Source organism: Legionella londiniensis (genome assembly GCF_001467825.1).
Lineage (GTDB): Bacteria > Pseudomonadota > Gammaproteobacteria > Legionellales > Legionellaceae > Legionella_A > Legionella_A londiniensis.
The window spans coordinates 1-25014 of sequence record NZ_LNYK01000016.1; the positions used below are offsets into that span (position 1 = coordinate 1).

Genomic DNA, 25014 nt, shown 5'->3' on the forward strand with positions numbered 1-25014 from the left:
TGACTACTATTCCCTTGAAATTGTGAAAAATAACAGTTTACGGATTTTTTTATTGTATTCAATTTAAATGGTGATTGAGCCTAGAGAAAGCAGCGGGCTTCGGATGACTGTGACTCTCCTCTTTTGGCACAAGATTGCTTCGCTGTGCGCTAAAAAAACTGCCGGTCACGATGGATGGGCTTGCCTCTGGCTTTTTTTGTTCTTCTTTTTTTCTGCAGTGATCAATAATTAATCTGGCAATATCCATATGATGCAATTGCATCGCAATCATCGTTGCTGTTTTGCCATTTTTGACGTGATTTATGTCAGCGCCAGCTTTCAACAGCAATTCTACAACTGGATAGTTTCCTGCCTCTACTGCAAACATGAGCGCATTGGATCCATCGCGACACACTTTATTGATATCAGCGCCTGCCAGTAACAGCGATTTTATGATATTAATTTGATCAGGATGCTCATCTCCTAAAATAGCAAAATGGAGGGCTGTCAGTCCTTTCTTATCAGCCATATCAGCTTTCGCCCCATAATTCAGTAATAACAAGACAATCTGCCAGGCGCGTAATTCTGTTGCCACCATCAATGCTGTTCCACCAGATGCGTTCGGGATATTAACTGGCGCCCCTTTTTTTAACATCAATTCTATTAATTGCGCATTATTCAGGCATGTTGCAAGGATGAGCGGATAATTTTTGCCGTCAGGTAAAGGCAGATTTAACGGAGTATCCGCTTCAATTAGTAAGGTTAAGGCGGTATGATCTTCTTTTCCCAAAGCGAATTCCAAAGCGCGGATTTTTTCAAGGGTAGGAAACTTGTTGTATGTCTTCAAAATAAATTCGAAAATAGTTGGTTTTTTTAAAACCATTGCATAGGTAAGTAAGTTCGCTCCATAAGAGAACGTAGCCGTAGCGCAAGGGTTAGTGCCATGGGTTAATAATTTTATAAATTCTTCTTCTGTGAGTTTCGACATAACCCATAAGGTAAGCGGCCCCCCAAATAATTTATACTCAATGTTTAAATTCGCTCCATTTTGCAGTATAAAATTGAAAGCCTCTCGTTCGCCAAACTCAATTGCGTAAAAAAGTATGGGCAGATGGCAGTTATTACCCTGGTCTAATTTTTGGTTGATGCCAAGCTTGTTATTGGGATTTAACCGTTTTACCTGTTCTTTAAACAATTCGGTTTCGCTGATATCCAATAATTCGTTGATGATTTTTTCCATCGCAGCTTTAGCGGCTTTTTTCTTATTCTTTTGTTTGTTGGAGCTTTGTTGCGTGGTTGTAACAGGTGCGTTAGGAGTGCTGGTTTTGCTGGGCTCATCAGGCGCAAAATAATCCAGGGATAATTGCAGGCTTTTAAGAATGTCTTGCGCCTGTTCTTTTTTATTGGCAAGCCAGAGTCTTTCTGCCTCCTTGAGCCATTGTTCTTGAGAGCTCTTATTTTTAAGTAAAAGTGTATCTTGTTCAATGAAAGGAGCCTTGGAGCCCGAATTTTTAGTTGTTTGGCATGAGTTTTCTTTTTGCAGGGCTTCATCTTTCAAATAGCTGCACAACCCCCGTACTGAATGAGTTTCATCCTGAAGAACAACCAGATTAGGCGCTCTGGTTGCCGCCACAAATAAATAGTTTAATTCAATGGCTATTTGCTCGCGTTCGGGAATGAGAGCTTTTTGTTTGGAAAGATGATGTTTTATCTCCTGAGTCTCTTTTTTTTTGCAAAAGAATATTAATTTCTTTATAGGTTGGATTGGCAAAAGGCCAGTATAGAATGACATTTTCATACTCAAGCCCTTTTATTTGCGAAGCAGTGAAAATTAAAGGTGTTGCCAGCGCTTCTCTTGCCTTTTCCTTGAGCGTTTCATTAGGAATGACCACCGCAGTGTTTGGTTTTGCAGTCATGGCCTCGAAATTTTTTGCCTGCTTGATGCTGTGCCATTCAACCGTGCCGGCACGTGAGTTGGGCTCGATTTCAAACTGGGCATATTCTCCCCGGCTTAGCACGCCTTCGCACAGTAAATTTTTTATTTTCAGCACCTTATTTGCAAAAGACGCAACCTGTGGCGAAACCCGGTAGCTTTGATTCAGATCAAATTTATGGATGGGCTCTTGAAACAAACTCTCGATAAATGAAACATCAGATAAAACATCTTCAAGCGCTTGATTTGTGTCCATGCAATAGCAAATCTGATTTCCCCAGGCGATTTTCTGCAATGATGAAAGCTGCACTCTGGAAAGATCCTGGCTTTCATCAACCACAACCAGATCAAATTGGCTAATGCTGCTTGTGTTAAGATTGTAAAAAGACAAATCTACAAGTGAATTTTGATTCAAGTATTTATTGTAAACCGCAAACAAATCAAGCACGAGTTTGCGGGTATTTTTATCTATTCTCGACTGACGAAGCCCCAAGTTTAGATAAATGGATAATTGGTAATCAGGCAAGGCGGCAATGATTTTGAATTCCTTGTATAAAATTTCCGGCAAAATATCTGAAGGCAACTGTAAGATCCCAAGAGACTTGAAAATCGATTTATTTTGGGAGCCAGAGAGCCATGCAGTAAATCCGGATTGACCAACAAGCTTTTTGTTTTTTAAAGACTCATCAATATCTCTGGCAAGCTCATCATAGGTTTTAAAGACAAGCTCGGGGTTGACATTATTTTTATTAAAAAGGGTTTTGAAGTTTTCTACCAGAAGCTTTGATTTGGCAACAAATAAAAGGCGGGATTTATGATTGTTTGGAGTTTGGGCATTGGTTAAAAGATTTAGCCATTTTTCGAGGAGCGCGAAAGCCACGCAGCTTTTCCCCGAACCTGCAGCGCCGCGAACCAACAAGGGAAAACCCGCCTGAAGCGCTGCCTCTTGAACGGATGTGAGCTTGATGAATTCGCCATGATAACGATGGCCGAAAAGCGGTTTAAATGACTGCTGTTTAGCCTGGGCGCTGGAAAGTGGAATTGGGTTTTCACATGCTTCAAATTCAGCTTCACTATTGATTTCTTTTTGCTTAAGCGATGTAAAATCTTGGCCCATAAAGGCAGTGATAGCCTGTTTTTTAAAAACCCAGCTTTTCTGGTAATCGTGATTTTCTATTATATCTAGTATTAATAAATGGGACTTTCCTTCAATTTTAACAGTAGTAAATAGCAAGCGGTCGCTTTGATTCAACCGTGCGCCATAAATTTTGTATTTTTTTGAGCGTTTTAAGTCCAAGTCAGCTGAGCTTGTGCAACCTGATAAAAGTTGCCCTACCACCTTTTGAATCTGTTCCTGATGTTTACCTGATAATATTTTTTGTGGATCAAGATAATTATCCCAATAAAACACTGTATTTTGGCAGGTTTCTGAATTTGAATTGATTTCAGGCATGATTAAGTCTCTATCTTGCTAGGTGAGCAAGGTAGTAATCTTACGATTTTTCCCTCCGCATATGCCAATTTATTTAAATGGACTGGATGCGGAGTAAATAACATGGGCAACATACTTACAAAACATGCCATTGTTTTAGCCAAAATACGCGTTTTAACTGTCCTTCAAGTTACACGCGTTGATGGCAGGCATGGCAGAGTTTTTTGCCATGCATGGAGGATTTTTTTAGACAATATTTAGAATTTATTGTAAGGGTTATAGCGCTGCTTCCTTTTTTCGGTAAGCCCCAATTCAATTTTTAATTTTTGAGTTAAATGAAATTGTTCCTTATCAAGATTGGTAAGGAATTTTTCTATGTCTTTTTCTGTCCATGATTGAAGTGCATTTTTAAAACGGGATTGATTAAGTTTAAAATCTTTTTTCAAGACATTTTTAAAATTATCTTCAAAATAACTGGGGTATGCTTTCAACAAAACCATGGCTTTTTCAATATCTTTGTTTTTCAGGCAGGCCGTTAGAATATCGTCTTCCTCATCATTTAAATAGGTATAAAAATCAGCGAAACTTGTTTTATTTTTTTCAGACAAGGCATGAAGAATGAGCCCCATGTCTTTGGCGCTTAAAATGGAGATAGCCTTATGTAAGAATGTATTGTTCTTGCGATCATGAACTTTCGCATTGGCGCCATTCTGAATCAGTAATTCCAGGATTTGCAAATACCTTTTTCTGTCTACTATGTTTTTTTCATTTGCATAGGCTTCAAGACAAATAAACAAAGGGCAGTTTCCTGAATGGTTTTGGCGCTGATTGATGTTTGCTCCATGAGCTATAAGCCAGTTGATATTATCCACTTGCCCAAGGCAGCAAGCCGCCATCACCGGAGTTGCCAAATCTGTCTGTGTCGCATCAATAATTTCTTGATTTTCAGATAATTTTAAGTAGGGGTAATTGACTGTTTGCTTATATTGCTCAAAAGATTCATCGAGTTTTTGATTCTGAAGTATACATTTTCCAATTGTTGTGGCATAGAGCAGATCATCCTCGGCAATAGATAAACCTTGCATATTTTTCGGGCTTTGCATGAATAAATAAGCGTTTTCATGTTCCTGAAAAAATTCAGAAGTGCTTTGCCAGTTGTCTTCGGGATTTAGAAATATAAACTGATTATATTCCTCATGATAAGTATTGTAATCGATCAGCAATTGCTGGCCAGGGTAAATTTCTTTAATGGTTCTTAGCGCAACAATTTTTTTATTCTTATTTTTGGATTCAATAAATTCTATATTAGCCTGACTATCGGAGAAATTAATATAACGCGTAAAGTTTCCTTTGTGTTTTGCATCAATGATATATTGCCCCAATTGCATGGCATAACTGCTATCCTGATTTGACAATTTTAAAAACTCATCCCTGGTATAAACTTCACCAGTATATTCTCCGATAATGGTATTGCTTGGGATGCGCTGCCTGGCATAAACGCCAAATCCTTGGAAATCCTTGAGAATTCTAACTGGTTTTACGCTAAATAATTCAGGCTTGTCAATCGATGATGCGATATAGTTTTTGCTGGACATATTTTCTATACCCAGGCGATGAATGGTTTCTTGCTCGCGGGATATTGTTTTTGATGGTTGAGTCTTTTTCTTTGTTGAAAAAAAAGATTGGCTTGTTCCTAATGATCCCTGTTTTTTTACCAGAACAACTTTATCCCTGCCAACAGCATTAATAATAAAATTAAAATCAGTTAATTTTTTAGGCAATTTCTTTGTTCTTTTCGGTAATATTTTTTTTGAATTATTTTCTGCTGTATATTTGGTCATATCTAAATCAAAAGGTTAAATATTTTGCATATTACCAAATGATCATCTATTAGTCAAAAAAATAAACAAAATTTGCAAGAATTTAATCGATAATATGGCAATAACCAAATATTTAGATATGAAAAAGCCAATTTGTCTTTCGACATCTTCCTGATTTTTATTTTATGAGAATGGCCATTAATTGCAAATCATAATCAATGGCACTAACGTTTGGAAAACAAGACGGGATTCTTATGCTACTTCAACTTCTTCAGCTTGGGGCCCTTTTTGCCCTTTTGCGGCTTTAAACAAAACTGAAGCGCCTTCTGCGAGCGTTTTAAATCCACTGCCTTGAATAGCGCTGAAATGAACAAAATAATCTTGTCCTCTGCACTCAATAAAACCAAATCCCTTGCTTTCGTTAAACCACTTAACGGTGCCTTGTAATTTTTCTGACATGTATCCACTCCTTAATATAAGAGGCTACTATTCTAGCATGTGAATCGGCCAGCTGGTAGCAGTATTTATTATGAAGAGATCCATGCCTGGCAAAAAATTCTGTCATGTGGGAAGATGAAGGCGGTTTTTATGAGATGTGATTACCCAACTAATTGTTTGGCTCTTTTCCAGATGTCCATCAGTTCTGCAAATGAAAGACCTTCCAGGGTGCTCAGGCCGTGCTCATGGGTCAGTTGTTTAACCGCGTTTAATCGACGTTCAAATTTAGCCAGGGTGATTTCAAGGGTTTCTTTGGGGTTTAGGTTACAAAATACACATAAGGAAAAGACGGCATGCAATAAATCACCAATTTCTTCCTGCAGTTCCGCCTGGTTGTCCGGGGAGGCTTTCTCATTTAAGTGAACGTTGATTTCTGCGCATTCACTTTGGATTTGATCCATGATTTGTGAAGTATTTTCCCAGCGCAAGCCAAGTTTGTCTGCAGCTTGCTCAAGCTCTACAACTTTCTTTAACAGATCCATACTAAGGCCTTCATAAAATTGGGCAGTATAAACTAAAAACGAATGGGAATAAAAAAAACCGTGATGATTATAACCATGATTAGGGCAATAAGTGTTAGCCCGATAAAATAGGCTTGGTTTTTAAAAGAAAGTTTGAGCATGGTTTCAGGGTGCTGCATTACTTGCTCTAACATGGGGATTTTTTGAAGTTTTTTTTGTTCAGGTTCTGGCAGTAATTCCAAATCGGGTTTGGTTATGCGGCTGTGTTTTAACTTGGTGATAACCAACCAGTAGTTAATTGGATAGGCGGTTAGTCCGCCTGCGGTGGTCGCTATACCCATGGAAAACCAAAAGGCAATATGGGCAGGATCCCTGCCAAACTCCAGGTGATGCATTAAAACAAGCATGACCGGGATCATGCCAATCATCACAAAATTCATCGAGACTGCCTCGGCAAAAAAAGTATTTTTTAGGGCATCCAGATAATTGTTGTACACGTTTTTTATCATGCCGGCCTGGAAAATAACCCATCCAAAAACAAATGCAGACAAATATTCAATGAGCAATGCCGTCCCATTGCCTAATTCAACAAATGATAAAATCATTGCAGCAATGATAATCCCTGTAGCATTGCCAGCCAGGCAATGTGCTTCCGAATTGACGGCTTGCTTCCAATCTTTTGCAGAGTACTCTCGTTGTTTTTTCGCAGAAGGGATGCGGCAAGTGCAATAATAAAAAAATAACCCAATGATGCCTGTATAAGCAGTCACCAATATCCAGCCTATTTTTTGTGCGCCGTCAATAGGCATTTTATGGATATCATAAGCCACTATGGCCAATGACAGGATGACAAAAGACATCCAAAAAGCAAGCAGGACCTCAAGCATATCAACTCCTTATGAACAATGTTTTTGCATCCTTTTAAAGTTACTTCTATGATCTTTCCAGTTCTATTGTATATTTGAGGAATTTGGCTCATGAACTTTACAGGAAAAACCGTTTTAATTACAGGCGCTTCCAGCGGCATTGGCGCTGCTTGCGCGAATACTTTCGCAAGGGAGAAAGCGCGGTTGATATTATGTGCCAGACGTCTGGATAAAATTCAAGATTTGGCTACCGAACTTCAAGATGAGTATGGTACCAAGGTTTACACCATGCAACTGGATGTTCGTCATTTGCCAGAAGTAGAGACAAAGTTAAATGCTTTACCCGAAGAGTGGCAGGATATTGATATTTTAATCAATAATGCTGGATTGGCCGCGGGCCTTGATGCGGTACAGACCGCTGATATCCAGGATTGGGAAGATATGATAGATACCAATGTGAAAGGCTTGTTATACATGACGCGGATGATTCTGCCGCAGATGATCGAGCGCGATTCCGGGCATGTCATCAATATTGGCTCTATTGCAGGGCATCAGGTGTATCCCAAGGGCAGCGTTTATTGCGCCACCAAGCATGCTGTCAAGGCTATCTCACAGGGGTTGCGGCAAGATCTGCTGGGAACAAACATCCGAGTGAGCAGTGTTGATCCAGGCGCTGTAGAAACCAACTTCAGTACCATACGATTCAAAGGAGATAAAAAAAGAGCTGCGGCGGTATATGAAGGCATGGTTCCACTGTCTGCCGAAGACATTGCTGACGCAGTTTTATATTGTGCAAGTCGCCCTCCGCACGTGAACATCAGTGAAATCATTATCATGCCGACGTGTCAGGCGGCAGCCACGATGACTGCTAGAAAAACAGCCAAATAGAATTACTTTAACAAAAAATCACAGACAACTTCTTCCACGCGATTATCCAGCAAGATGCTGACATGGTCCATATTAGGTAGCAAGGAAAGGGAAGCGTGCTGATAATGTTCGCAAAAAACAATGGATTCACAGGGTTTTATCACGGTATCATTTTCTCCATGCACACATAAAAAAGGAATTTGTGCATGCGGAATATAATAACGAAAATCCAGCCGTTTCAGATCGACAACCGCTTTCTGGCGGAAGACCTGGCGTAATAATAAATAGCCCTTGGCGGTTAAACGAAATTGCCTGGCTAATCGGATGACAGGGGTATTCATCCTAGTAGGTGAAGCTAAAAGAACCACATGCTCTGGTTCACGCTGAATATTCCATCTTGTATACTGGCTGGCCAAATTCAGGGTATTTAATAACATCGAGCCGCCAAATGAATGGCCAATAACCGCATAAAACGGACCTAAATGATTAAACACTTGATGCAACACGTCTACAGCATCTATCCAGGGCAGTTGCATGCCTTTGGCTTCTCCATGTGCCGGGAAATCGAGCGCAAACACATCAAACCCCTCTTTGTGCAATGCGCGAATCAGGCGCGCCATGTAAGCTGCTCTTGACATCCATCCATGAGCAATAAGAATTCTTTTTGCGCCCTTCGACCTTTGTTGCGCAAAATGATGAACCACATGGTGGCGGGGCATGTCAAAATGTAAGGTTTCGGTGCGTTCTTTTTGTAAGAAATCGCAGGCTCTCCGGGCAAATTCACGATATTCCCTTTCCAGGGGAAATAATATAGGGGTAATAAACAATTGGTAACAAATCTGTGCTTGTAAAAAATCGATAATACCTCTCACTGAATGAGCAATCATCGTTCACGTCCTTGTTATTGACATGCAAGATGAGCAAAGCCTTCTATCAGTACAAATAGAATGCGAATTAAGGGCTATGATTCAGCTCTAATCGTTGCAATGTTGTCTGTAATATTTGTATTTGTTTTATAATAATAGTCTAAAAATCGGATTAGGGCGTGTTGACAATTGCTTCCCCGCCCCATTGTGTTTATTCGCAATTTAGGTAGACGTCAGTATAATTAAATCTTTTGCACTAAAATTTGTCTGTACTCGGAAAAAGGATTTGTTATGCATACTTCAAATTACGTTTATCATCATCATGATTTGGAATTACATGGGTATCTTGCTTTTAATGATGAAATCAGCAAGCCGCGTCCTGCCATACTTGTTTTTCATGACTGGACCGGGCGCAATGAATTTGCCTGCGATAAGGCAAGGGCTTTGGCTGAGATGGGCTATATCGGTTTTGCCGTAGACATGTACGGTGAAGCTCGTCAGGGCAAAACGCTTGAAGAAAAAAAAGGATTGATGGAGCCACTCATTAACGATCGGCGTTTACTCCGGGAGCGTGTACAAGCCGGGTTGGATGCCGTAAAAACAATGGCAGAAGTCGATATTAACCGAATCGCTGCAATCGGTTTTTGTTTTGGCGGCCTATGCGCGCTGGATCTGGCGCGCAGCGGTGCCTCTATTGCCGGGGTGGTGAGCTTTCATGGGTTGCTCAATAAACCAGATGTTTTGCCAAAAGAAACCATAAAAGCAAAGGTTCTGGTTCTGCACGGTTATGACGATCCTATGGTTCCTCCAGGGCAAGTCAAAGAATTTTGCCAGGAAATGACCGAGGCGGGAGTCGATTGGCAAGTGCATATGTATGGCCACACAAAACATGCTTTCACCAATCCCAAGGCACATGATGAGGAGCTCGGTACGGTGTATGACGCAAGGCAAGCCCGCAGGGCATGGGTAGCTATGAGTGATTTTTTAAAAGAGCTTTTTGAGTCAAGATGAACCAATCGCTTGCTTGCAAGTTGGCGGATAGGCTTGGTGCGATATTATCCAAAAGGAAGATCCGCTGCACTGTAGCCGAGTCCTGCACCGGCGGCAGCCTTGCTGCTGTTTTGACAGAGATTCCTGGCGCCTCAAATTGGTTTGAGCGGGGTTTTGTAACTTACAGTAATGAGTCAAAGCATCAGCTACTCGGCGTGCCTTTTGGGCTTATTAAGTCTCATGGCGCAGTAAGCGACAAAGTCGCACGCTTGATGGCAGAGGGGGCAATTCTACAGAGTGAGGCCCAGGTCAGTGTCGCTATTACCGGCATTGCAGGGCCTGGAGGCGGGAGCACAGAAAAACCCATAGGGACAGTCTGGATTTCCTGGGCTGGCGATTTAGTGCCAACTGAAAGCCATTGTTATCACTTCAAAGGGGATAGGTCCTCTATTCGCAGGCAAGCTGTGGAAGAAGCTTTGCGAGGGTTAATTAGGCGTTGTGATCCTGCGAATCATCCCCAAATTCAATATAAGGGTACGGAGCGTTATTTTTTTGCTTTATGGCCAGGGCAGGATACAGCCGAATCAATTCATAAGTTAAGCGAGAGTCTATTCAATAACAGCGGTGATTGCACATTGGTGAGCAGGGAAAAGCTTCATTTGACTTTGTTTTATCTGGGAAAAGTGTATCCTGATTTCTTGCATTTGGCTAAACAGGCTGCCAGTCAGTTAAAAGTAAAGCCTTTTACGCTCCAAATCACCAGCGCCAATCACTGGCCACGGTCCAGGGTTCGCTGGTTGGGAATTGAAAGCATTCCCGAGGAAATGAGGAAAATGATTGCTTCCTTGCAGCAAAAGTTATTGTCTCTTGGCTTCAGGCCTGAAACCAAGCCTTTTATTCCGCATGTGACGATTGCCAGGCAGTGCAGCCAAAAATATCCTTCTGAAGAAGTTAAACAAATTACCTGGCAGGTCAGTGAACTTTGTTTGGTGAGATCCTCTTCCACGACCGGAGGATCAGATTATGAAATAGTCGCCCGCTGGCTCCTCACTGATGGCCGCGAAAAATAATCTTTTTTTCATAGAGATTTGGGGTCAAGGCGAATGATGCGATCATCTTCAGGTTCTGGCCGGCCTCTTCCATCCCGATTTGAGGTCATAATATAGAGGAATCCATCTGGGCCGATAACCACATTTCTAATGCGCCCATATTTATTTCTTAAATGCCCTTTAAGATTCCCAATATTTGTTTTACGGGGAGCAATGTGAACTTCATAGAGGGTTTGTCCTCTTAAGCCTGAGAAAAATAAGCGTCCTGATAGATATGCCATGCCACCTGGAGCCCAGGTCTCTTGGCTTCCTGAAGTCAGCATTGGCGATTTCATATTTTTTTTCTCCTCCCTGCCTTGAATTACAGGCCATCCATAATTACTTCCCGGTATAATCAAGTTGATCTCATCGTGTGCGCTTTCCCCATGTTCGCTGGCCCAAAGCCTGCCTTCAGCATCCCATGCCAAGCCTTGCGGGTTCCTGTGTCCCAATGAGTAAACCCTATTTGCAAACGGGTTGTCAGGAGCAGGCTTGCCGTCTCGCGAAATTCTTAAGATTTTCCCTGCCAGAGATTTTTTATCCTGGGAGAGCGATGGGTTTAAGGCATCGCCGGTCGTAACATATAAATAACCGTCTGGCCCGAATTTGATGCGGCCGCCATTATGAAAACGCGCAGCAGGGATATTGGTTAAAATGCTCGTCTTATTCTCCAGGTTGCCTTTTGGATTATAGGTATAACGAACGACTTCATTCACTAATTGATTTGCCTTGCGGGTAGTATAATAAAGGTAAATGTAATGATTTTGCGAAAATTCGGGGTCAAGCGCCATACCGAGCAATCCCCCTTCGCCAATTTCATAAGCATCAGGGATTGTGATGGTCTGCCTAACCTTGCCCAGTCTCTTTAGGTTGCCCCGACGCTCTGTGACCAGAAAATCATTGTCGGGAAGAAATACCAATTCCCAGGGCACATAAAGTTCCTTGGCAATTACTCTGCTGCTGGCCGGATTTTTTGTCCCTGTTTGAATGGAAGTCGCTGTCGGCTGAAAAAATAGGGGGATTATCTTGTCTCTGAACCAGTAAGCGCTAACGGCAAGAACAAAAAGGAAAAATAAAATAATTAGAAAGATGCTTGATTTTTTTTTCTGCATGTCGCAATCCTTTGCTTAGGAGGGTGTTTTGTAATTTAAACAATCCGAAACATCCAGTGTGTTCTGTCAATTTGCACTGTTTAGAATAGCATGTTTTCCATATAAATCATGGCCATATGCTGATCAAATCTTTGTTCTAAAGAAGCGCCTTGCTTATGAAACCTCTCATTATAGATAATGATTTAACATCATGAATGAACAAAAATCAATCATCATCTATAATTACTATACGCGCTGCAAAAACTGCAGCGGCCAAACATATAAAGTGCGTTTTATGGAGAAAAGCGCATATCTAAAGGATTTAAAGCTTTTTTGGAGGATGGAACCATGGAAATTAAAGAAGCAATGACTGAAAATCCTACTTATTGTCACCCCGATTCCACCTTGCGGGAATTAGCAAAAGTCATGAAGTCGCTAGATACTGGCGTTATCCCTATCGGTGATGGCGAGAAGCTTCACGGTATCGTCACCGACCGCGATATCACCTTAAGCCTTGCTGAAGAAGCTCATCCTGATCAGACGAAAGCACGGGATATCATGCACAAGGGCGTATACTATTGTTATGAAGAAGACACCATTGAAAAAGCCGCACAAGATATGAGCAAGCTGCAGGTCAGGCGCCTGATTGTTTTGGATAATGAAAAAAATAAGAAAATGGTAGGCATTTTATCCATTGGCGATATTGCAAGAGCTACCCATGATAAACAAACTTGCGGGAAAGTCATCAACCAGGTTTCAGAAGAACGCCAATCAGCACACTAATACCTGATAAACGATGTTCAACGCGGTAATGCCGCATTGAACATCCAGCGCTCCTGAAAAACCAACAGTGCATATCGTTATTGTATATTCCTGTCACTTTTATATCACATGAAGCTGGCGACAGAGCCAGGGCATTTGCTAAAATAACATGTCAGGGTAACAACAAGGATTAACTGATGGATAAGTTCGCGCAAAAAACAAAGGATATAGGTTCGCAAATGGCAAAAATGCGTAAGGAAATGCCTGAAGTCATGTCAGCGTTTGCATCGCTTTCGCAGGCTGCAACTAAGGATGGTGTATTGGATAAAAAAACAAAAGAATTAATAGCCATGGCATTGGCTGTCGCCAAACATTGTCCAGGTTGCATTGGCTTTCATGCCCAAGCTCTGGTTAAGTTAAATGCCTCTCGCGAAGAACTTATGGAAACACTGGGCATGGCAATATACATGGGTGGCGGCCCTTCATTAATGTATGCTGCGGAAGCGTTGGAGGCGTTTGAGGAATTCAGCCAAAGCTAACGGAGACTATTTAAATTTTCTCCCGCTATTCTCCATCCAACTTTTCAAATCGATACATCAATAGTACCCATAGACAATGTGTCCGGTTCATCCATGCTTCTTTGTTCTTCAACAAGAAAAGTTTAGATAAATCCGGACAATTCATGTGCCGCAGAAGCGGACAGTTTATTTGCTCCTTATAATATTTTGTTTATTTATTGATTATAATGTATTTTATTAATACAATGCATAATATTTGCTAAACACAATCGAATTAGACTCCATGGCCATTAACAACCAATTGCTGAAAAAAAATACTGATAACGGCGTGCTTAAAATACACAGAACAAAACTCGACAGCCAAGATTTAAAAATTCTTACTGAATATCTCAAAGTTACCAACATCCATACCCTTAATTTGAGTTGGAACAACATTGGTGAGGAGGGTATAAAAGACCTTGTTGTTCATCTCAAAGGCACTAATATCACCCGGGTCATAGGCGTATCCTCACCTGAGTTATCAAAAACGCTTGAAGACAATCTTAAAAGAAAGAAAAACCGCATCATCGCACTGGCGCAGGGGTTGAAAAAAAATATGAATTACCATTCGAGTTAACCGCTAATATATTGACTTTTACCCATGAGGGGCATGTCAGCGGAAATTCGCAAAAACACGAGCATGCAAAAGATAAAAGTGATTTAAGCCGCGCTTCTGATATCGCCGAGGATACCTACAGGAAAATTGAAGAAAAGGAAAAAAAAGCAGGGGCATTGATTAAGGAAAAACTCATTCCTCTTATCGATGCCTACCTGAACCACTTGAAAAGAGCAGCAGGCAAATATCATTGTGATGGCAATAACAATCAGGACGCAAAGCTTGCGATTCAAGATTCAGATGCGCCTGATTACCAAACCATCGCAAAAAAACACAATCTTGTGTTAGAGCTAAAAGGTGGGCTCACCAGGCCTGCAGAAGAAAATCTTACCGCGCTCCGGCGAATCAAGCGTTTTGAAACAGCCTTAAAAAGCATACGTCAAGAATACGGCAATGATAAAAGTAATGGGCTTTTTTTAAGCGAGCACCGCAGTGGCTTGGATCATTTCATCAAAACATGCCTGAATATTCTCTTCGTAGCACCTATTGGTATTTATGAACTTTGCAGGGGACGCTCTGTTTTCTTCTTTTCCAAACCCCATGGCAGGGCTTTTGTTGAAGAAGCTGAAAGAGAAATGAAACTTTTTTTAGGCTAAGCCCCTGGAACCTGGGCTTCCATATGAATTGTAAATTTACAATGCTTTCAGATGCTGTTGATGAGCACTTGTGAGTGAACCTTTTCCTTATTGAAGTGACTATATTGCACATTCGGTTTAAAATATTTTCATTTCTTGTTTATAGGTGCATTCATGCCAGTTGATATCAAAGGCAATCATAAAGAAGTATGTCTTTTTGAAAGCTATTTAGCCAAATTCTTTCTTGAGAATAGCCATTATTTTGAGGATTTGTTTAAGAAAATTTTTCCAGCGATAGATACCCTGCTTGATAGCAACAAAGAAAATCAATCTTTTAAGCGGCGCTTTTTTCTCTGTGAAAGCCAGGTTTTCTCTGAGCACAAAAGTGCGGGTGATTACAGCAAAATTAAAACCTCAAAGTCGTTGATTATTTATGATACTTTTCTAAAATTTTTTTGTGAAACGGTTCTAAAAAATAATGAGGATTATTATCTTCCCCTCTTGAAATCTTCAAATGTAAAACAATCGCTGCCGTTTACCTTATTTGGACAGTCGCCAAAGACGGTTGATTCCCTGGAAAAGTATATCCGCGAGGATATTATTTTTAAACCTTCAGAAAGAGGCGCTGTAGAAACTGAAGACGGGGACGATTTTGTTTCCAGTAAGCTTGGCATATTGTTGCCTGAGGATACGCCTTTTGAGCTGCGAAATTATTTTGATGAACATTTTTGTGCCCAAATGAGTTATCGAGCCAATGAAAAGAGCCATGTTGCTAAATGGCTGCGCAATCATTTTTTACCGATTATCAGCGGCACGTCAGGAAGCGCTGAAACAGTGTTCAGCCAATTGAGTAAAGTGGTCAAGCTTAGCCAGGAAGAGGCAGCTAGGTTATTTTTAGCGTTAACTGCCAGTACAGTCGCTCTTGGGCACCATTCATTTTTTGAAGTGATGCTGGTTGCTGATAAAGTGGGCTTAAAACTTGAAGAGAAACCAACTTTACTTGAGTTTTATCTGCAATGCATTCCAGAGGACATTCAGCAATCATTAGAATTTCAAAAATTTATCAAATCGGATACAGGTGGGGAGCTCATTAAGAAATTTACTTTTGAACTGAAAAATAGTGAAAAAATGAATATCAGTGAGAGACAAGGCTGTTCTATTCTTGAATTTCATTGAAATTTGCGACGTGCATCATGGCTGTACTGGCATTGGAGGGCTCAGAGCAGGGGTACTCCTGTTTGACAGCCAATAATGCGATTTCTGATACAGTCATTTTGTTCACATCGCCTTGCTGGCTCGCCAGTTTCCGATAAGTTTGTTGAATCAAATCGTTTAATTTCTCTGCTTCAAGTTTTGTACCGGGTGGCAGGCAAAAAAACGGCTTGCCCACTTTGTTTGCGGATTCATTGGTCAATATTAAAGTCTCAGCAATGCTGTCGCAGGTTAAGGTAAGTATATTTCTGGCGGAACGCGCCCAGAGCTGGGCTTGGGGATCTGCTTTCATTTCCATTTTGGGGATGTTATCCGCAATATTCATGTAATGATCAATGGTATCTGCAAAGATATTGTTTGTTAAAAAAATGAGAATCAATAGTATTGTGCGCATCTTTTTTCCTGAGACCCAGAAAAAATTATTTAATTGCCTGCAACATGGCTATCAAACAAAAAATAACGAACCGGGTTTGAAGGGCATATCAAAAATCCACATTCTAATAATGTACTGATTCCATTTGCCAGAATCAACAATAGAAAAAATACGGTTAAACTGAGGGTTGGAAAATTAAACGAAGCTTTAGGCCCAAATCCTTTTTCAAGTAACAAACCAATGGCTGCAAGGCCAATAATGATGAAAAAAATAATAGCAGACCATGTATACAGATGGAGATTAAAGAATAAAGGTCCATATCCCGGATCGCCTGGAGAAATGTGTAAAAATATCTGTCTTAAAGCCACTGCAAAACCAAGAAGGGCAGAAAGAATCATCAACCCGTAATGGGATGCTTTAATGCCTAACTTAAGGTTCATGGACAGGCATAAACCAACAGCAACAAATGCAATGCGTTGCAATAAGCAAAGTGGACATGGAAGATCGTGATGCAATAATTGATCAATAAAGGCGGCAATAAGAATGAAATTAATCAGAACCAACCCGGCAATATTAGCCCACACATGTAATTTATTCTGCGTCATTAAAATACCTTGAAATAAGCATACAGATGGCTGTGGTAATTAAAACTGAGCATGGTTAAAAACAGGCAAAATAAAAACTGGAGCCTAAGATAGCGGTTGGGCTTAAAAATAATTTGCACTCCAACCGCAAAATAGAGAATAAAAATCAAAGTCATCATAGGGCATTGCCTGACGATAAAGGGTAATCATGAAAAGATTACAACACAAAAAGCAGTTTTAACAGTGGAAAACATGTCTTACATTGAATGAGGCGAAATCCACCCGAAGCTGAAGGCAAAAAAGAGAAACAAAAACAAACCTAAGGACAGGGCGATTCTCCAGGTTAACGCTTTAACCGTGCGCTTTGTCTTACCCTCATCCCGAACTAAAAAAACAAGCCCGCTGCCAAGTGTTATGAGAATGATCAGCATGACAGCAATGATAAAACCTTTAACTAACATTTGTTATACTCCGATGCTTTGAAAATTGCCATTTGCAATTGTTGGCAGAGATGACTTGCCATTTGCCTGATTCAAGCTCAAAATGACGCTCATTTATCCACGATCTATCTGAAGTGATATGGCAACTGACTCTAGTTTAACTCGTTTTAATTATAGTTTCACTCTGAATTGGCGGCTAATGCTCTTGGCATTGTTTGCTGTAATGCTGTTTATTTATTTGGGGGTTTGGCAATTGCAGCGCGCAGACGAAAAAAAACGTTTGTTGGTTGCGGAACAAGCCTTGGCAAATCAAACGCCGATTTTTTGGCAAAAGGGAGATAAGCTGCCCCAACAATTTCAGCCGCTGAGCGTTGAAGGCCATTATCTCCCTGATTTATTCTTACTGGACAATCAACATTATCAGCACCGGTTTGGTTATCATGTGATTTCGCCGTTTGAACTTTCCGGCCGCGGTATTATTTTAATCGACAGGGGTTGGGTACAGGGTGATATCACCCGCCAAACTCTTCCAGTGATACAAACACCTGAAACGACTTTAAGAATAAGCGGTAAAGCGTATTATCCTTCACCTAAAAACTGGGTCTTGGGAGATGTGCTTGAACATAAAAGCGCAAAAATAGCGGTTGTTGAGCGGATTGATACAAATATGATTAGTCAATTTTTGCATAAATCAGTCTATCCGTTTATCATTCGCCTCAATGAAAATGACGCTTTTGGATATATAAGACAGTGGATGACCGTATCCATGCCGCCTGAACGACACTATGCCTATGCAATTCAATGGTTTATCTTTGCAATAGTCGTTTTAATTTTATTTTTTGCGTTAAATATTAAAAAAAGAAATGAAAATAATTCGCCGTAACTTTTTGCTGCTCCTTGTGCTTTTCACATTGTTTTTGGCTCCAGCCATTGCAGCGTATTTTTTTTATTGCAACCCAGAGCTTCTTGCTGAGAGGGGGACTAATAAAGGGGAGTTATTGACTTCTCCTTTTTTCATGCCCGAGTTGAAAAAGAACCCTGCGAAATGGAGTTTGGTGTTATGGAGCCCTGATGCATGTGAACATCAGTGCGCGCAAAAATTGGATGAACTTGCGCGTGTGCGTTTGGCCTTGGGACGTTATTTATATGAAATCAATATAGTCTTGCTGATGACAGGAAAAAGCAAGCCGGATCCGCAATTGTTAGCAACCATGCGTGAAGAGGGGTTGGATTTAATGAAGCTTAAATCGGCAAAATTGCCTGTATTTTCGAGGATTTATATTGCCGATCCCGAGGGTTTTTTAGTGCTTTCTTATTCAATTGATGCAAATCCCAAAGACATCTACCACGATATAAAACGGCTTGTAGCCAGGAATGGATAGAAGAGATGAGAGTAAAATTTTTATCGCATGTCGCCACAATTGCAGTTTTTTTAGCCTTACTTGTAGTCATGCTTGGCGCATATACGCGTTTAACCGACGCAGGCCTTGGTTGTCCGGACTGGCCAGGCTGTTACGGCCAACTGGTTTTGCCAGCCACGCAGCAAAAACTTATTGAAGCGCAAAAGCGCTTCCCCACTATCCTGATTGAACAGAAAAAAGCCTGGACGGAAATGGTGCACCGTTATGCAGCGGGTACTTTGGCTCTTTTGATTTTTGGCATTTTTTTGCTGAGCATGTTTTCGGGGAAAAAAAATCTGCCAATATCCATTCCTGCTGTTTTACTGGGTCTGGTCATCTTTCAGGCTTTATTGGGCATGTGGACCGTGACTTTGAAGTTGCTTCCGGTGGTGGTTATGGCTCATCTTTTGGGAGGCATGTTAATTTTTGCGTTTCTTTTTTATTACCGTTTGCAGATTAGCGGGTTGGTTGGAGTGGAATGCGGCAGAAGGTGGCGTTTTGCCATAGGCCTTGGCATTGTGATTGTTTTCTTTCAAATCGCTTTGGGCGGATGGGTAAGTTCAAATTATGCAGGTGTTGCCTGCGTTGGCTTTCCAACCTGCAATGGACAGTGGCTGCCGGAACTCCATTTGGCAGATGGGTTTAACTTGCTGTCCCCTGTTGGGGCAAACTATCAAGGAGGGCTTCTTGATAACCAGGAACGAGTGACTATCCAGTTTATACACCGCATGGGCGCCTTGCTCACGGTTTTTTATGTTTTTATCTTAGCTTCAACCTTATTTGCCAGGAAGTATGTTCGGCTATTTGCAGCTATAGCCCTGGTTCTGGTGGTGCTGCAATTTACTCTTGGCATATTCAATGTTGTTTACTTGCTGCCATTATGGGTTGCTGTCGCTCATAACGGTGTGGCTGCATTGTTGCTGGCAACCCTCTTGGGTCTCTTTTACTGTTCAAAAGGAGGGGCTTTTAATGCATCTTGAAAGCAAGCTAACTGCCTTTAGCAGCCATTGGCGTGATTATCTGGAGTTATGCAAACCAAGGGTTGTAGCGCTGATGCTATTGACTGTTCTGGTGGGCATGTATCTTGCGTCCAATCAATGGATTCCGGTTGCAATGCAGGTTGCCACATTGCTTGGGATTGGTTTTTGTGCTTGTAGCGCTGCGGCAATCAATCACTTGCTGGACAAGCGAATCGATGCCATCATGACTCGAACAAAAAAAAGGCCAATAGCTCATGGACGTATTTCAAGCAGGCAAGCTGTGTGTTTTGCCGGATGTCTTGGTATTTTTGGGCTTTTTATTCTGGCCGGTTTTGTTAACAAGCTTACAGCTTTTCTAACTTTCCTGACGCTAATTGGTTATGCAGGCATTTATACTGTTTACCTTAAACGGGCGACACCTCAGAATATAGTCATAGGCGGGCTCGCTGGTGCTGCTCCTCCTTTGCTTGGCTGGACTGCGGTAACCAATCAATTGGATCCCAATGCTCTCCTTTTGGTGTTAATCATATTTACCTGGACTCCTCCGCATTTTTGGGCTTTGGCTATTTATCGGTTTGATGATTATCGCAATGCTGAAATTCCGATGCTGCCTGTGACGCATGGGATTCATTTCACTAAATTGAATGTTTTGCTCTATACTATATTGCTTCTGGTCGTGAGCCTGCTTCCAGTAATTGTCAACATGAGCGGGTGGCTTTATTTGGCTGGTGCTTTATTGTTAGGCGCCAGGTTTTTGTATTGGGCGATAAGCTTATATCAGTCCGAACAAAAAATCACAGCCATGCATACGTTTCGTTTTTCAATTGTGTATTTACTGACCCTGTTTATATTTTTGTTAATCGATCATTACTTGTGAGAAGAACCATGGTGAATAAAAAACATCGTATGATGATAACAATCGCTGCCTTACTGGCTGTGATTGCCTTGCTCTCGGGTATATTCGTCTCTCAGCATACCCAAAGCCGCCATAAAATTGACCTCAGCAAATTTCATGGCACTTTTTTAAGCAAACCTCGAAGCGTAACCCATTTCGAATTAACAGGAATTGATCAACAAATCTTTGACAACACAAGCCTTAATGGTAAATGGACCATGTTATTTTTTGGATTCACCAATTGCGGATATCTTTGTCCAACAACAATGGCGGAATTAGGAAAAATGTACCGCCTGCTGGAGAAACAAGGAGTAAAGAACCTGCCCAATGTGGTGATGGTATCTATCGATCCAAATCGGGACAGCCTTGAAAAATTAAATAGTTATGTCAAAGCTTTTGATCGGCATTTTTATGGAGTGCGTGGAGACGAAGCCACGATTAAAGCAATGACTCAAGAGCTTGGCGTTGTGTATGCTAAAATCGCGCTCTCCGAGAGCAATATGAATGATTATGATATGGAACATACCGGAACGGTCATGCTGTTTAATCCCCGGGGAGAATTAACGGCATTTTTCACAACACCCCATCAGGCAGACTTAATCGCTGAAGATTACATGCAGTTAATTTCATAACCTTACATGCTTGACCTTTATGGCAAACTTGCATGTGGCATGAAGGTCAACAAGATTCCCATAACATTGCTGCTTTAATTCTGAAACTGAATCAATATCTCAACCGACAAGATAAATGGCAGTTTTTCGTGCGATGGGTTTTTATGTGCCTGCCATACAGAATAAAGCCTCAGATGTTCCCTTAGAACATAGATTGGCTGAAATTTACAGGCAATTTTTCTGCATGGTGACTGTATGTGTTCTAAACTTTTTTTAGCAGTTTTTTCGCCAAAACAGATAAACAGATTGGCATATCAGGATTTCAAGACGATGGATTGATAAATAAGAATAAAACAAAGGTATTGGATCATGAAAATTGCAATATTGGCTACAAACTCTGAACTTTACTCTCATAAACGACTGCGTGCTGCGGGTGAAGAGGCAGGCCATGAAATCAAAATTATCAATCCGTTGCATTGCTATATGAATGTGGCAGCTTCCCACCCCAAGGTTCATTATAGGGGTGGCGCACAGTTGCCTCATTTTGATGCAGTCATCCCAAGAATCGGTGCTTCCAATACTTTTTATGGCACAGCAGTATTGCGGCATATGGAAACAATGGGGATGTATACCTTAAATGAATCGATTGCCATCTCGCGTTCACGCGATAAATTCCGCTCCCTGCAGTTATTGGCAAGGAAGGGCATTCCCATGCCCAGAACAAGTTTTGCGCAATCTCCCGATGATACGGAAGATTTGATCCGCATGGTCGGCGGCACGCCATTGGTCGTAAAGCTTCTGGAAGGAACCCAGGGAAAAGGGGTTATTTTAGCAGACAGCCACCAATCAGCAGTGAGCATCATTAATGCGTTCAAAGAAATGGGCGTGAATATTTTGGTTCAAGAATTTATAGCCGAATCGCATGGTACGGATATCCGCTGTTTGGTTGTGGGTGATAAAGTTGTAGCGGCGATTAAAAGACAGGCAAAAGAGGGTGATTTTCGTGCGAACGTTCACCAGGGAGGCAAGGCTTTTAAAATTAAATTAACGCCACAGGAGCGTACCATTGCGATTGCGGCCGCCAAAACCATGGGTTTAAAAGTCGCGGGCGTTGATTTATTGCGCTCCAATCATGGGCCGCTGGTGTTGGAAATCAATTCTTCGCCAGGACTTGAGGCAATAGAAAAAACCACGCAAATTAATATTGCTGGAGAAATTATTCATTATATCGAAAAACATGCAAAACCAATGAGTATGCATAAACGCTTTCAGGGGTAACGGTTACCCTTGACGTCTGTCCGATTGACCGAGAAGCCACTGCGGGCTAACTTCCAGTTCTTCTGCTAATTGATCAAGTAATGCGGGTTCAAGGTTAGTATAACCATTTAATATAGCCTCAGCTTTATAGCGCGGCACCTTAATGAGCTTGGAAAAAATCTCAATCCGTTCGTCCCTGCGTTGGGGAACCCCCATGTCGTCAAGTTCTTTATTTAATCGTTCGGCAAATTGTTTATTGCCCATTTCCACCTCCAGGAGATCATGCAATGATGTTTCTCTTTCTGTGGATATAGCATAAATACTGACTTTTGCAATTTTTTGCTGAAAAAACAAATCTGATAGAATTTGAGGCCTATAAATCGCTAATGGGGATCAGCTGAGGAGCTGATTATTTCTAGAATAGCCTTGACCCATTCATCTTCTGCATTCATGCTTGGTATTAATGTCAGCGCATGTCCGCCAAGTTTTTGCCATTCTCCCTTTGCGCGGATGCCAATTTCTTCAAGCGTTTCAAGACAATCCGCCACAAATGAAGGGCAGGCAACGGCCAGCTTTTTAATGCCAAGCGCACGAAGCTCGTAGAGAATTTTATCTGTGTAAGGTTGAATCCACGGTGTTTTTCCCAAACGTGACTGGAAAGACGTGGTATAGTTTTCTTTTGCAAGGCCAAGTTTTTCAGCGAGCATTTCAGTCGTGCGGCCGCATTGTGCGCGATAACAACCGGCATTTCTGGGAGAAGCTTGTGAACAGGCGTCTTTACACAGCGCCTGGCATTCTTCTTTTAAAAGATGATTTTGCGGAATGCCATGGTAACTGAATAATATGAAGTCATGATCAGCAATAAACGGTTTTATTTGTTTTGCCTGGGCATTGATAAAAGCAGGGTGTTGATGAAAATCACGAATAATACTCAGCGAAGGAATGATATCTTTTTGGGCAACCAGCGCCATTATCTTTTCAATGCTTGAACCAGTCGCTGCCGACGAGTATTGAGGATAAAGTGGTAATATGATGATTTTCTGGCATTCTTGGAGTTCCTGAAGCGCGTTTTCCAAACTTGGAGTTCCATATCTCATGCCCAAGGATACAATCCAGCTATATCCAAGTTTTTTTTGCAGCTTGGATTTTAAAGCCTGGCCGTAGAGAAGTAATGGCGAACCTTTTTCGGTCCAAATGGTTTGGTAAGCCCTGGCAGATTGTTTGGGTCTTAACGGCAGGATAACGCCATAAAGCAGCATGTATCTTAAAAATGCAGGTAAGGTAATCACCCGCTTATCAGCTAAAAATTCGCGCAAATAGCGGCGTACTGAAGTTACATCAGGCGCATCAGGCGTACCAAGATTGATCAATAACAAGCCGTTTTTCATGTTCAGGGAGCATCTACAATAAAACTGGTCACGACGCATTATACCCTATATTCCCAAGCGGCGTCCTTACTTGGCATCGAGCCGCGTCAAAATGGTTTCCAAGCTTTGGAAGAAGCGACAAATAACCAGTCAAAACCCAATGAAAGCGATACTGCCGTGTACTGGACAGTGGAAAATAAATAAAATTTAGGTTCACAGGATGATGGCGATACGCAAATTTACATTAAACTAAAATCTCAATTTTTATTTTAAAAATGCTTTGCTGCGGTTCTGAGCAATAAATAAACAAGTTTTTAGTACAACGCATCCAAGGCGCAGTAGAAAACTGCTGCGCCATGAGTCAAATAGAATGAAAGCACTTATAACTGCTATTCAATCTCGGCGGGTTCGCCTAGTGCTGCCACATTGGTTGCGTGCAGCCCGCGTTCGCCACGCTCAAGATCAAAGCTTACTTGCTGGCCGGCAATAAGCGTTTTATATCCAGCGCCTTGTATGGCTGAGAAATGCACAAAAATATCATCCCCACCACCTTCCGGCACAATAAATCCCCATCCTTTGGCGTTATTAAACCACTTGACTTCGCCTCTAGCCATGATTCCTCCTTATGCTAAAGCTTATCAATTGCCGACCGACAATCCCTTCGTAGAGTAATTAGCCAGCAGTGCAATTGCATTTATCCTTAAATGACAATTGATACCCTTTTTTACAGGGTTATTTCAACATAACCTAAAACCCCGGTAATAAACAATACCTTGTTATAAAAAATCTCTGTACATGACAAAAAAAATCTGTCATGCCCGCGCAGGCGGGCAACCATTTTGAGTTTGGGCCTGAAGTAAGTTGAGGTAACTCGCTGACATGCAATGAAAATCATATAATCTCGATCGCCAAAAGGAGGTTATATGGAGTGTATCAGCGAGTTGAAGGATAGTTTAAACGCGTATTTTGGCTGGAACAAGGCAAGAATGGCGTGTTTTGTAAATATGTTGCTTGCATTACTTGCTACACGTACAGTCAATCCATGAGCCTGTTTCGTTATGGCCTGGATTTTCTGTGTGACTCTATTGTTCGGTTGGCATATAAACCCATTCATTTTCAACAAGCACTAAAAATTCTGAGTCCTATGTCATTATCGCATGCCAGCTCCTGATCATTTATCATATTGCACTAGATTACTCTATGGAAAACAACGGTGATCCGAGAGGAAGAGAATTTTTAGCAACCAACCAGGATGATAAATGGAAGAGATGCAATATTTTGTTTATATATTGGCTAGCAAGGCATATGGAACCCTTTATACTGGGATTACCAGTAATCTTGTGCAACGAATTTACCAACATAAGAAAGGTTTGGCTGAGGGATTTACTAAAAGATATAGTGTTCATCGCTTAGTTTATTACGAAATTCACTCTGATGTTTATGAAGCAATAATCAGAGAAAAACACATCAAAAAATGGAACAGACAATGGAAAA

The 25014-nt window shown here is 41.3% G+C and carries 31 protein-coding genes; 16 read left to right on the top strand and 15 right to left on the bottom strand.

What is annotated here, in order from left to right; genetic code table 11:
* Nucleotides 1-58: 58 nt before the first annotated feature.
* From Llon_RS11735 to Llon_RS05810, 6 genes are all read right to left on the bottom strand, one after another.
* On the bottom strand, nucleotides 59-1219 hold the full coding sequence (locus Llon_RS11735) for an ankyrin repeat domain-containing protein (RefSeq protein WP_337589090.1): 1161 nt from the start codon (nucleotides 1217-1219) through the stop codon (nucleotides 59-61).
* Nucleotides 1220-1628: 409 nt separating this feature from the next.
* Nucleotides 1629-3164: a UvrD-helicase domain-containing protein gene (locus Llon_RS11740; RefSeq protein WP_237758274.1), complete on the bottom strand. Its 1536-nt coding sequence runs from the start codon at nucleotides 3162-3164 to the stop codon at nucleotides 1629-1631.
* 437 nt (nucleotides 3165-3601) lie between these two features.
* Nucleotides 3602-5185 carry a Dot/Icm T4SS effector AnkI/LegAS4 gene (gene ankI, locus Llon_RS05795; protein WP_058529132.1) on the bottom strand — a complete coding sequence of 528 codons (1584 nt, stop codon included), beginning with the start codon at nucleotides 5183-5185 and terminating at the stop codon, nucleotides 3602-3604.
* Nucleotides 5186-5416: 231 nt separating this feature from the next.
* Nucleotides 5417-5623 (bottom strand): cold-shock protein, encoded by a 207-nt coding sequence (locus tag Llon_RS05800; protein WP_058529133.1) that lies wholly within the window; start codon nucleotides 5621-5623, stop codon nucleotides 5417-5419.
* A gap of 140 nt (nucleotides 5624-5763) precedes the next feature.
* A complete protein-coding gene (locus Llon_RS05805; protein ID WP_058529134.1) occupies nucleotides 5764-6144 on the bottom strand; it encodes a nucleoside triphosphate pyrophosphohydrolase family protein in 381 nt (126 codons plus the stop codon).
* Between the two features lie 32 nt (nucleotides 6145-6176).
* On the bottom strand, nucleotides 6177-7010 hold the full coding sequence (locus Llon_RS05810; protein ID WP_058529135.1) for a DUF4396 domain-containing protein: 834 nt from the start codon (nucleotides 7008-7010) through the stop codon (nucleotides 6177-6179).
* Between the two features lie 90 nt (nucleotides 7011-7100).
* Between Llon_RS05810 and Llon_RS05815 the strand changes: the two genes are divergently transcribed.
* Nucleotides 7101-7877: an SDR family oxidoreductase gene (locus Llon_RS05815; RefSeq protein WP_058529136.1), complete on the top strand. Its 777-nt coding sequence runs from the start codon at nucleotides 7101-7103 to the stop codon at nucleotides 7875-7877.
* 2 nt (nucleotides 7878-7879) lie between these two features.
* Here the strand turns inward: Llon_RS05815 and Llon_RS05820 are convergent, their stop codons facing one another.
* A complete protein-coding gene (locus Llon_RS05820; protein ID WP_058529137.1) occupies nucleotides 7880-8743 on the bottom strand; it encodes an alpha/beta hydrolase in 864 nt (287 codons plus the stop codon).
* A gap of 270 nt (nucleotides 8744-9013) precedes the next feature.
* Here Llon_RS05820 and Llon_RS05825 point away from each other — a divergent pair, with 270 nt between their 5' ends.
* A complete protein-coding gene (locus tag Llon_RS05825; RefSeq protein WP_058529138.1) occupies nucleotides 9014-9733 on the top strand; it encodes a dienelactone hydrolase family protein in 720 nt (239 codons plus the stop codon).
* Nucleotides 9730-10782, top strand: a complete 1053-nt coding sequence (thpR, locus tag Llon_RS11535) for an RNA 2',3'-cyclic phosphodiesterase (RefSeq protein WP_065238284.1) — start codon at nucleotides 9730-9732, stop codon at nucleotides 10780-10782. The genes Llon_RS05825 and thpR overlap by 4 nt, the downstream gene beginning before the upstream one ends.
* 8 nt (nucleotides 10783-10790) lie before the next feature.
* On the opposite strand, the gene Llon_RS05835 is transcribed toward thpR, so the two are convergent.
* Nucleotides 10791-11912 carry a PQQ-dependent sugar dehydrogenase gene (locus Llon_RS05835; RefSeq protein ID WP_058529139.1) on the bottom strand — a complete coding sequence of 374 codons (1122 nt, stop codon included), beginning with the start codon at nucleotides 11910-11912 and terminating at the stop codon, nucleotides 10791-10793.
* Between the two features lie 327 nt (nucleotides 11913-12239).
* Between Llon_RS05835 and Llon_RS05840 the strand changes: the two genes are divergently transcribed.
* The 5 genes from Llon_RS05840 to Llon_RS05860 all read left to right on the top strand — a co-directional run bounded on the left by Llon_RS05840 (nucleotide 12240) and on the right by Llon_RS05860 (nucleotide 15577).
* Nucleotides 12240-12674: a CBS domain-containing protein gene (locus Llon_RS05840; RefSeq protein ID WP_058529140.1), complete on the top strand. Its 435-nt coding sequence runs from the start codon at nucleotides 12240-12242 to the stop codon at nucleotides 12672-12674.
* Nucleotides 12675-12847: 173 nt separating this feature from the next.
* The gene (locus Llon_RS05845; RefSeq protein ID WP_058529141.1) at nucleotides 12848-13192 is read left to right on the top strand and encodes a carboxymuconolactone decarboxylase family protein; all 345 of its coding nucleotides are present in this window, start codon (nucleotides 12848-12850) and stop codon (nucleotides 13190-13192) included.
* Between the two features lie 235 nt (nucleotides 13193-13427).
* Nucleotides 13428-13787: a leucine-rich repeat domain-containing protein gene (locus Llon_RS05850; RefSeq protein ID WP_131754672.1), complete on the top strand. Its 360-nt coding sequence runs from the start codon at nucleotides 13428-13430 to the stop codon at nucleotides 13785-13787.
* 11 nt (nucleotides 13788-13798) lie between these two features.
* The gene (locus Llon_RS05855) at nucleotides 13799-14422 is read left to right on the top strand and encodes a hypothetical protein (RefSeq protein ID WP_058529143.1); all 624 of its coding nucleotides are present in this window, start codon (nucleotides 13799-13801) and stop codon (nucleotides 14420-14422) included.
* Between the two features lie 153 nt (nucleotides 14423-14575).
* A complete protein-coding gene (locus tag Llon_RS05860; RefSeq protein WP_058529144.1) occupies nucleotides 14576-15577 on the top strand; it encodes a hypothetical protein in 1002 nt (333 codons plus the stop codon).
* Here the strand turns inward: Llon_RS05860 and Llon_RS05865 are convergent.
* From Llon_RS05865 to Llon_RS05875, 4 genes are all read right to left on the bottom strand, one after another.
* On the bottom strand, nucleotides 15558-16007 hold the full coding sequence (locus Llon_RS05865; protein ID WP_058529145.1) for a hypothetical protein: 450 nt from the start codon (nucleotides 16005-16007) through the stop codon (nucleotides 15558-15560). The two genes, Llon_RS05860 and Llon_RS05865, sit on opposite strands and share 20 nt — an antisense overlap.
* A gap of 29 nt (nucleotides 16008-16036) precedes the next feature.
* Nucleotides 16037-16591, bottom strand: coding sequence for a disulfide bond formation protein B (locus Llon_RS05870; protein WP_058529146.1), 555 nt, complete (start codon nucleotides 16589-16591; stop codon nucleotides 16037-16039).
* Nucleotides 16591-16749: a DUF5993 family protein gene (locus tag Llon_RS11890; RefSeq protein ID WP_157079308.1), complete on the bottom strand. Its 159-nt coding sequence runs from the start codon at nucleotides 16747-16749 to the stop codon at nucleotides 16591-16593. Before Llon_RS11890 ends, Llon_RS05870 begins: the two co-directional genes overlap by 1 nt.
* Nucleotides 16750-16827: 78 nt before the next feature.
* A complete protein-coding gene (locus Llon_RS05875) occupies nucleotides 16828-17031 on the bottom strand; it encodes a twin transmembrane helix small protein (RefSeq protein WP_058529147.1) in 204 nt (67 codons plus the stop codon).
* 118 nt (nucleotides 17032-17149) lie between these two features.
* Between Llon_RS05875 and Llon_RS05880 the strand changes: the two genes are divergently transcribed.
* From Llon_RS05880 to rimK, 6 genes are all read left to right on the top strand, one after another.
* Nucleotides 17150-17893: an SURF1 family protein gene (locus Llon_RS05880; protein ID WP_058529148.1), complete on the top strand. Its 744-nt coding sequence runs from the start codon at nucleotides 17150-17152 to the stop codon at nucleotides 17891-17893.
* Nucleotides 17894-18008: 115 nt separating this feature from the next.
* Nucleotides 18009-18392, top strand: coding sequence for a hypothetical protein (locus Llon_RS05885; protein WP_162261944.1), 384 nt, complete (start codon nucleotides 18009-18011; stop codon nucleotides 18390-18392).
* Nucleotides 18393-18397: 5 nt separating this feature from the next.
* Nucleotides 18398-19390: a COX15/CtaA family protein gene (locus tag Llon_RS05890; protein WP_058529150.1), complete on the top strand. Its 993-nt coding sequence runs from the start codon at nucleotides 18398-18400 to the stop codon at nucleotides 19388-19390.
* Nucleotides 19380-20267 carry a heme o synthase gene (gene cyoE / locus Llon_RS05895; protein WP_058529151.1) on the top strand — a complete coding sequence of 296 codons (888 nt, stop codon included), beginning with the start codon at nucleotides 19380-19382 and terminating at the stop codon, nucleotides 20265-20267. Before Llon_RS05890 ends, cyoE begins: the two co-directional genes overlap by 11 nt.
* An 8-nt stretch (nucleotides 20268-20275) precedes the next feature.
* Entirely contained in the window at nucleotides 20276-20917 is a 642-nt protein-coding gene (locus Llon_RS05900) for an SCO family protein (protein ID WP_058529152.1), read from the top strand.
* Nucleotides 20918-21265: 348 nt separating this feature from the next.
* A complete protein-coding gene (gene rimK / locus Llon_RS05905) occupies nucleotides 21266-22174 on the top strand; it encodes a 30S ribosomal protein S6--L-glutamate ligase (protein ID WP_058529153.1) in 909 nt (302 codons plus the stop codon).
* Between the two features lie 3 nt (nucleotides 22175-22177).
* On the opposite strand, the gene Llon_RS05910 is transcribed toward rimK, so the two are convergent.
* From Llon_RS05910 to Llon_RS05920, 3 genes are all read right to left on the bottom strand, one after another.
* Entirely contained in the window at nucleotides 22178-22417 is a 240-nt protein-coding gene (locus tag Llon_RS05910) for a hypothetical protein (RefSeq protein WP_058529467.1), read from the bottom strand.
* Nucleotides 22418-22536: 119 nt separating this feature from the next.
* A complete protein-coding gene (hemH, locus tag Llon_RS05915) occupies nucleotides 22537-23541 on the bottom strand; it encodes a ferrochelatase (protein ID WP_058529154.1) in 1005 nt (334 codons plus the stop codon).
* 368 nt (nucleotides 23542-23909) lie between these two features.
* On the bottom strand, nucleotides 23910-24134 hold the full coding sequence (locus tag Llon_RS05920) for a cold-shock protein (RefSeq protein WP_058529155.1): 225 nt from the start codon (nucleotides 24132-24134) through the stop codon (nucleotides 23910-23912).
* A gap of 309 nt (nucleotides 24135-24443) precedes the next feature.
* Between Llon_RS05920 and Llon_RS11830 the strand changes: the two genes are divergently transcribed.
* Both Llon_RS11830 and Llon_RS11280 read left to right on the top strand, forming a co-directional pair.
* Nucleotides 24444-24566, top strand: coding sequence for a hypothetical protein (locus Llon_RS11830; RefSeq protein WP_272946909.1), 123 nt, complete (start codon nucleotides 24444-24446; stop codon nucleotides 24564-24566).
* 213 nt (nucleotides 24567-24779) lie between these two features.
* A partial coding sequence (locus Llon_RS11280) for a GIY-YIG nuclease family protein (RefSeq protein ID WP_157079311.1) occupies nucleotides 24780-25014 on the top strand: 235 nt, incomplete at its 3' end.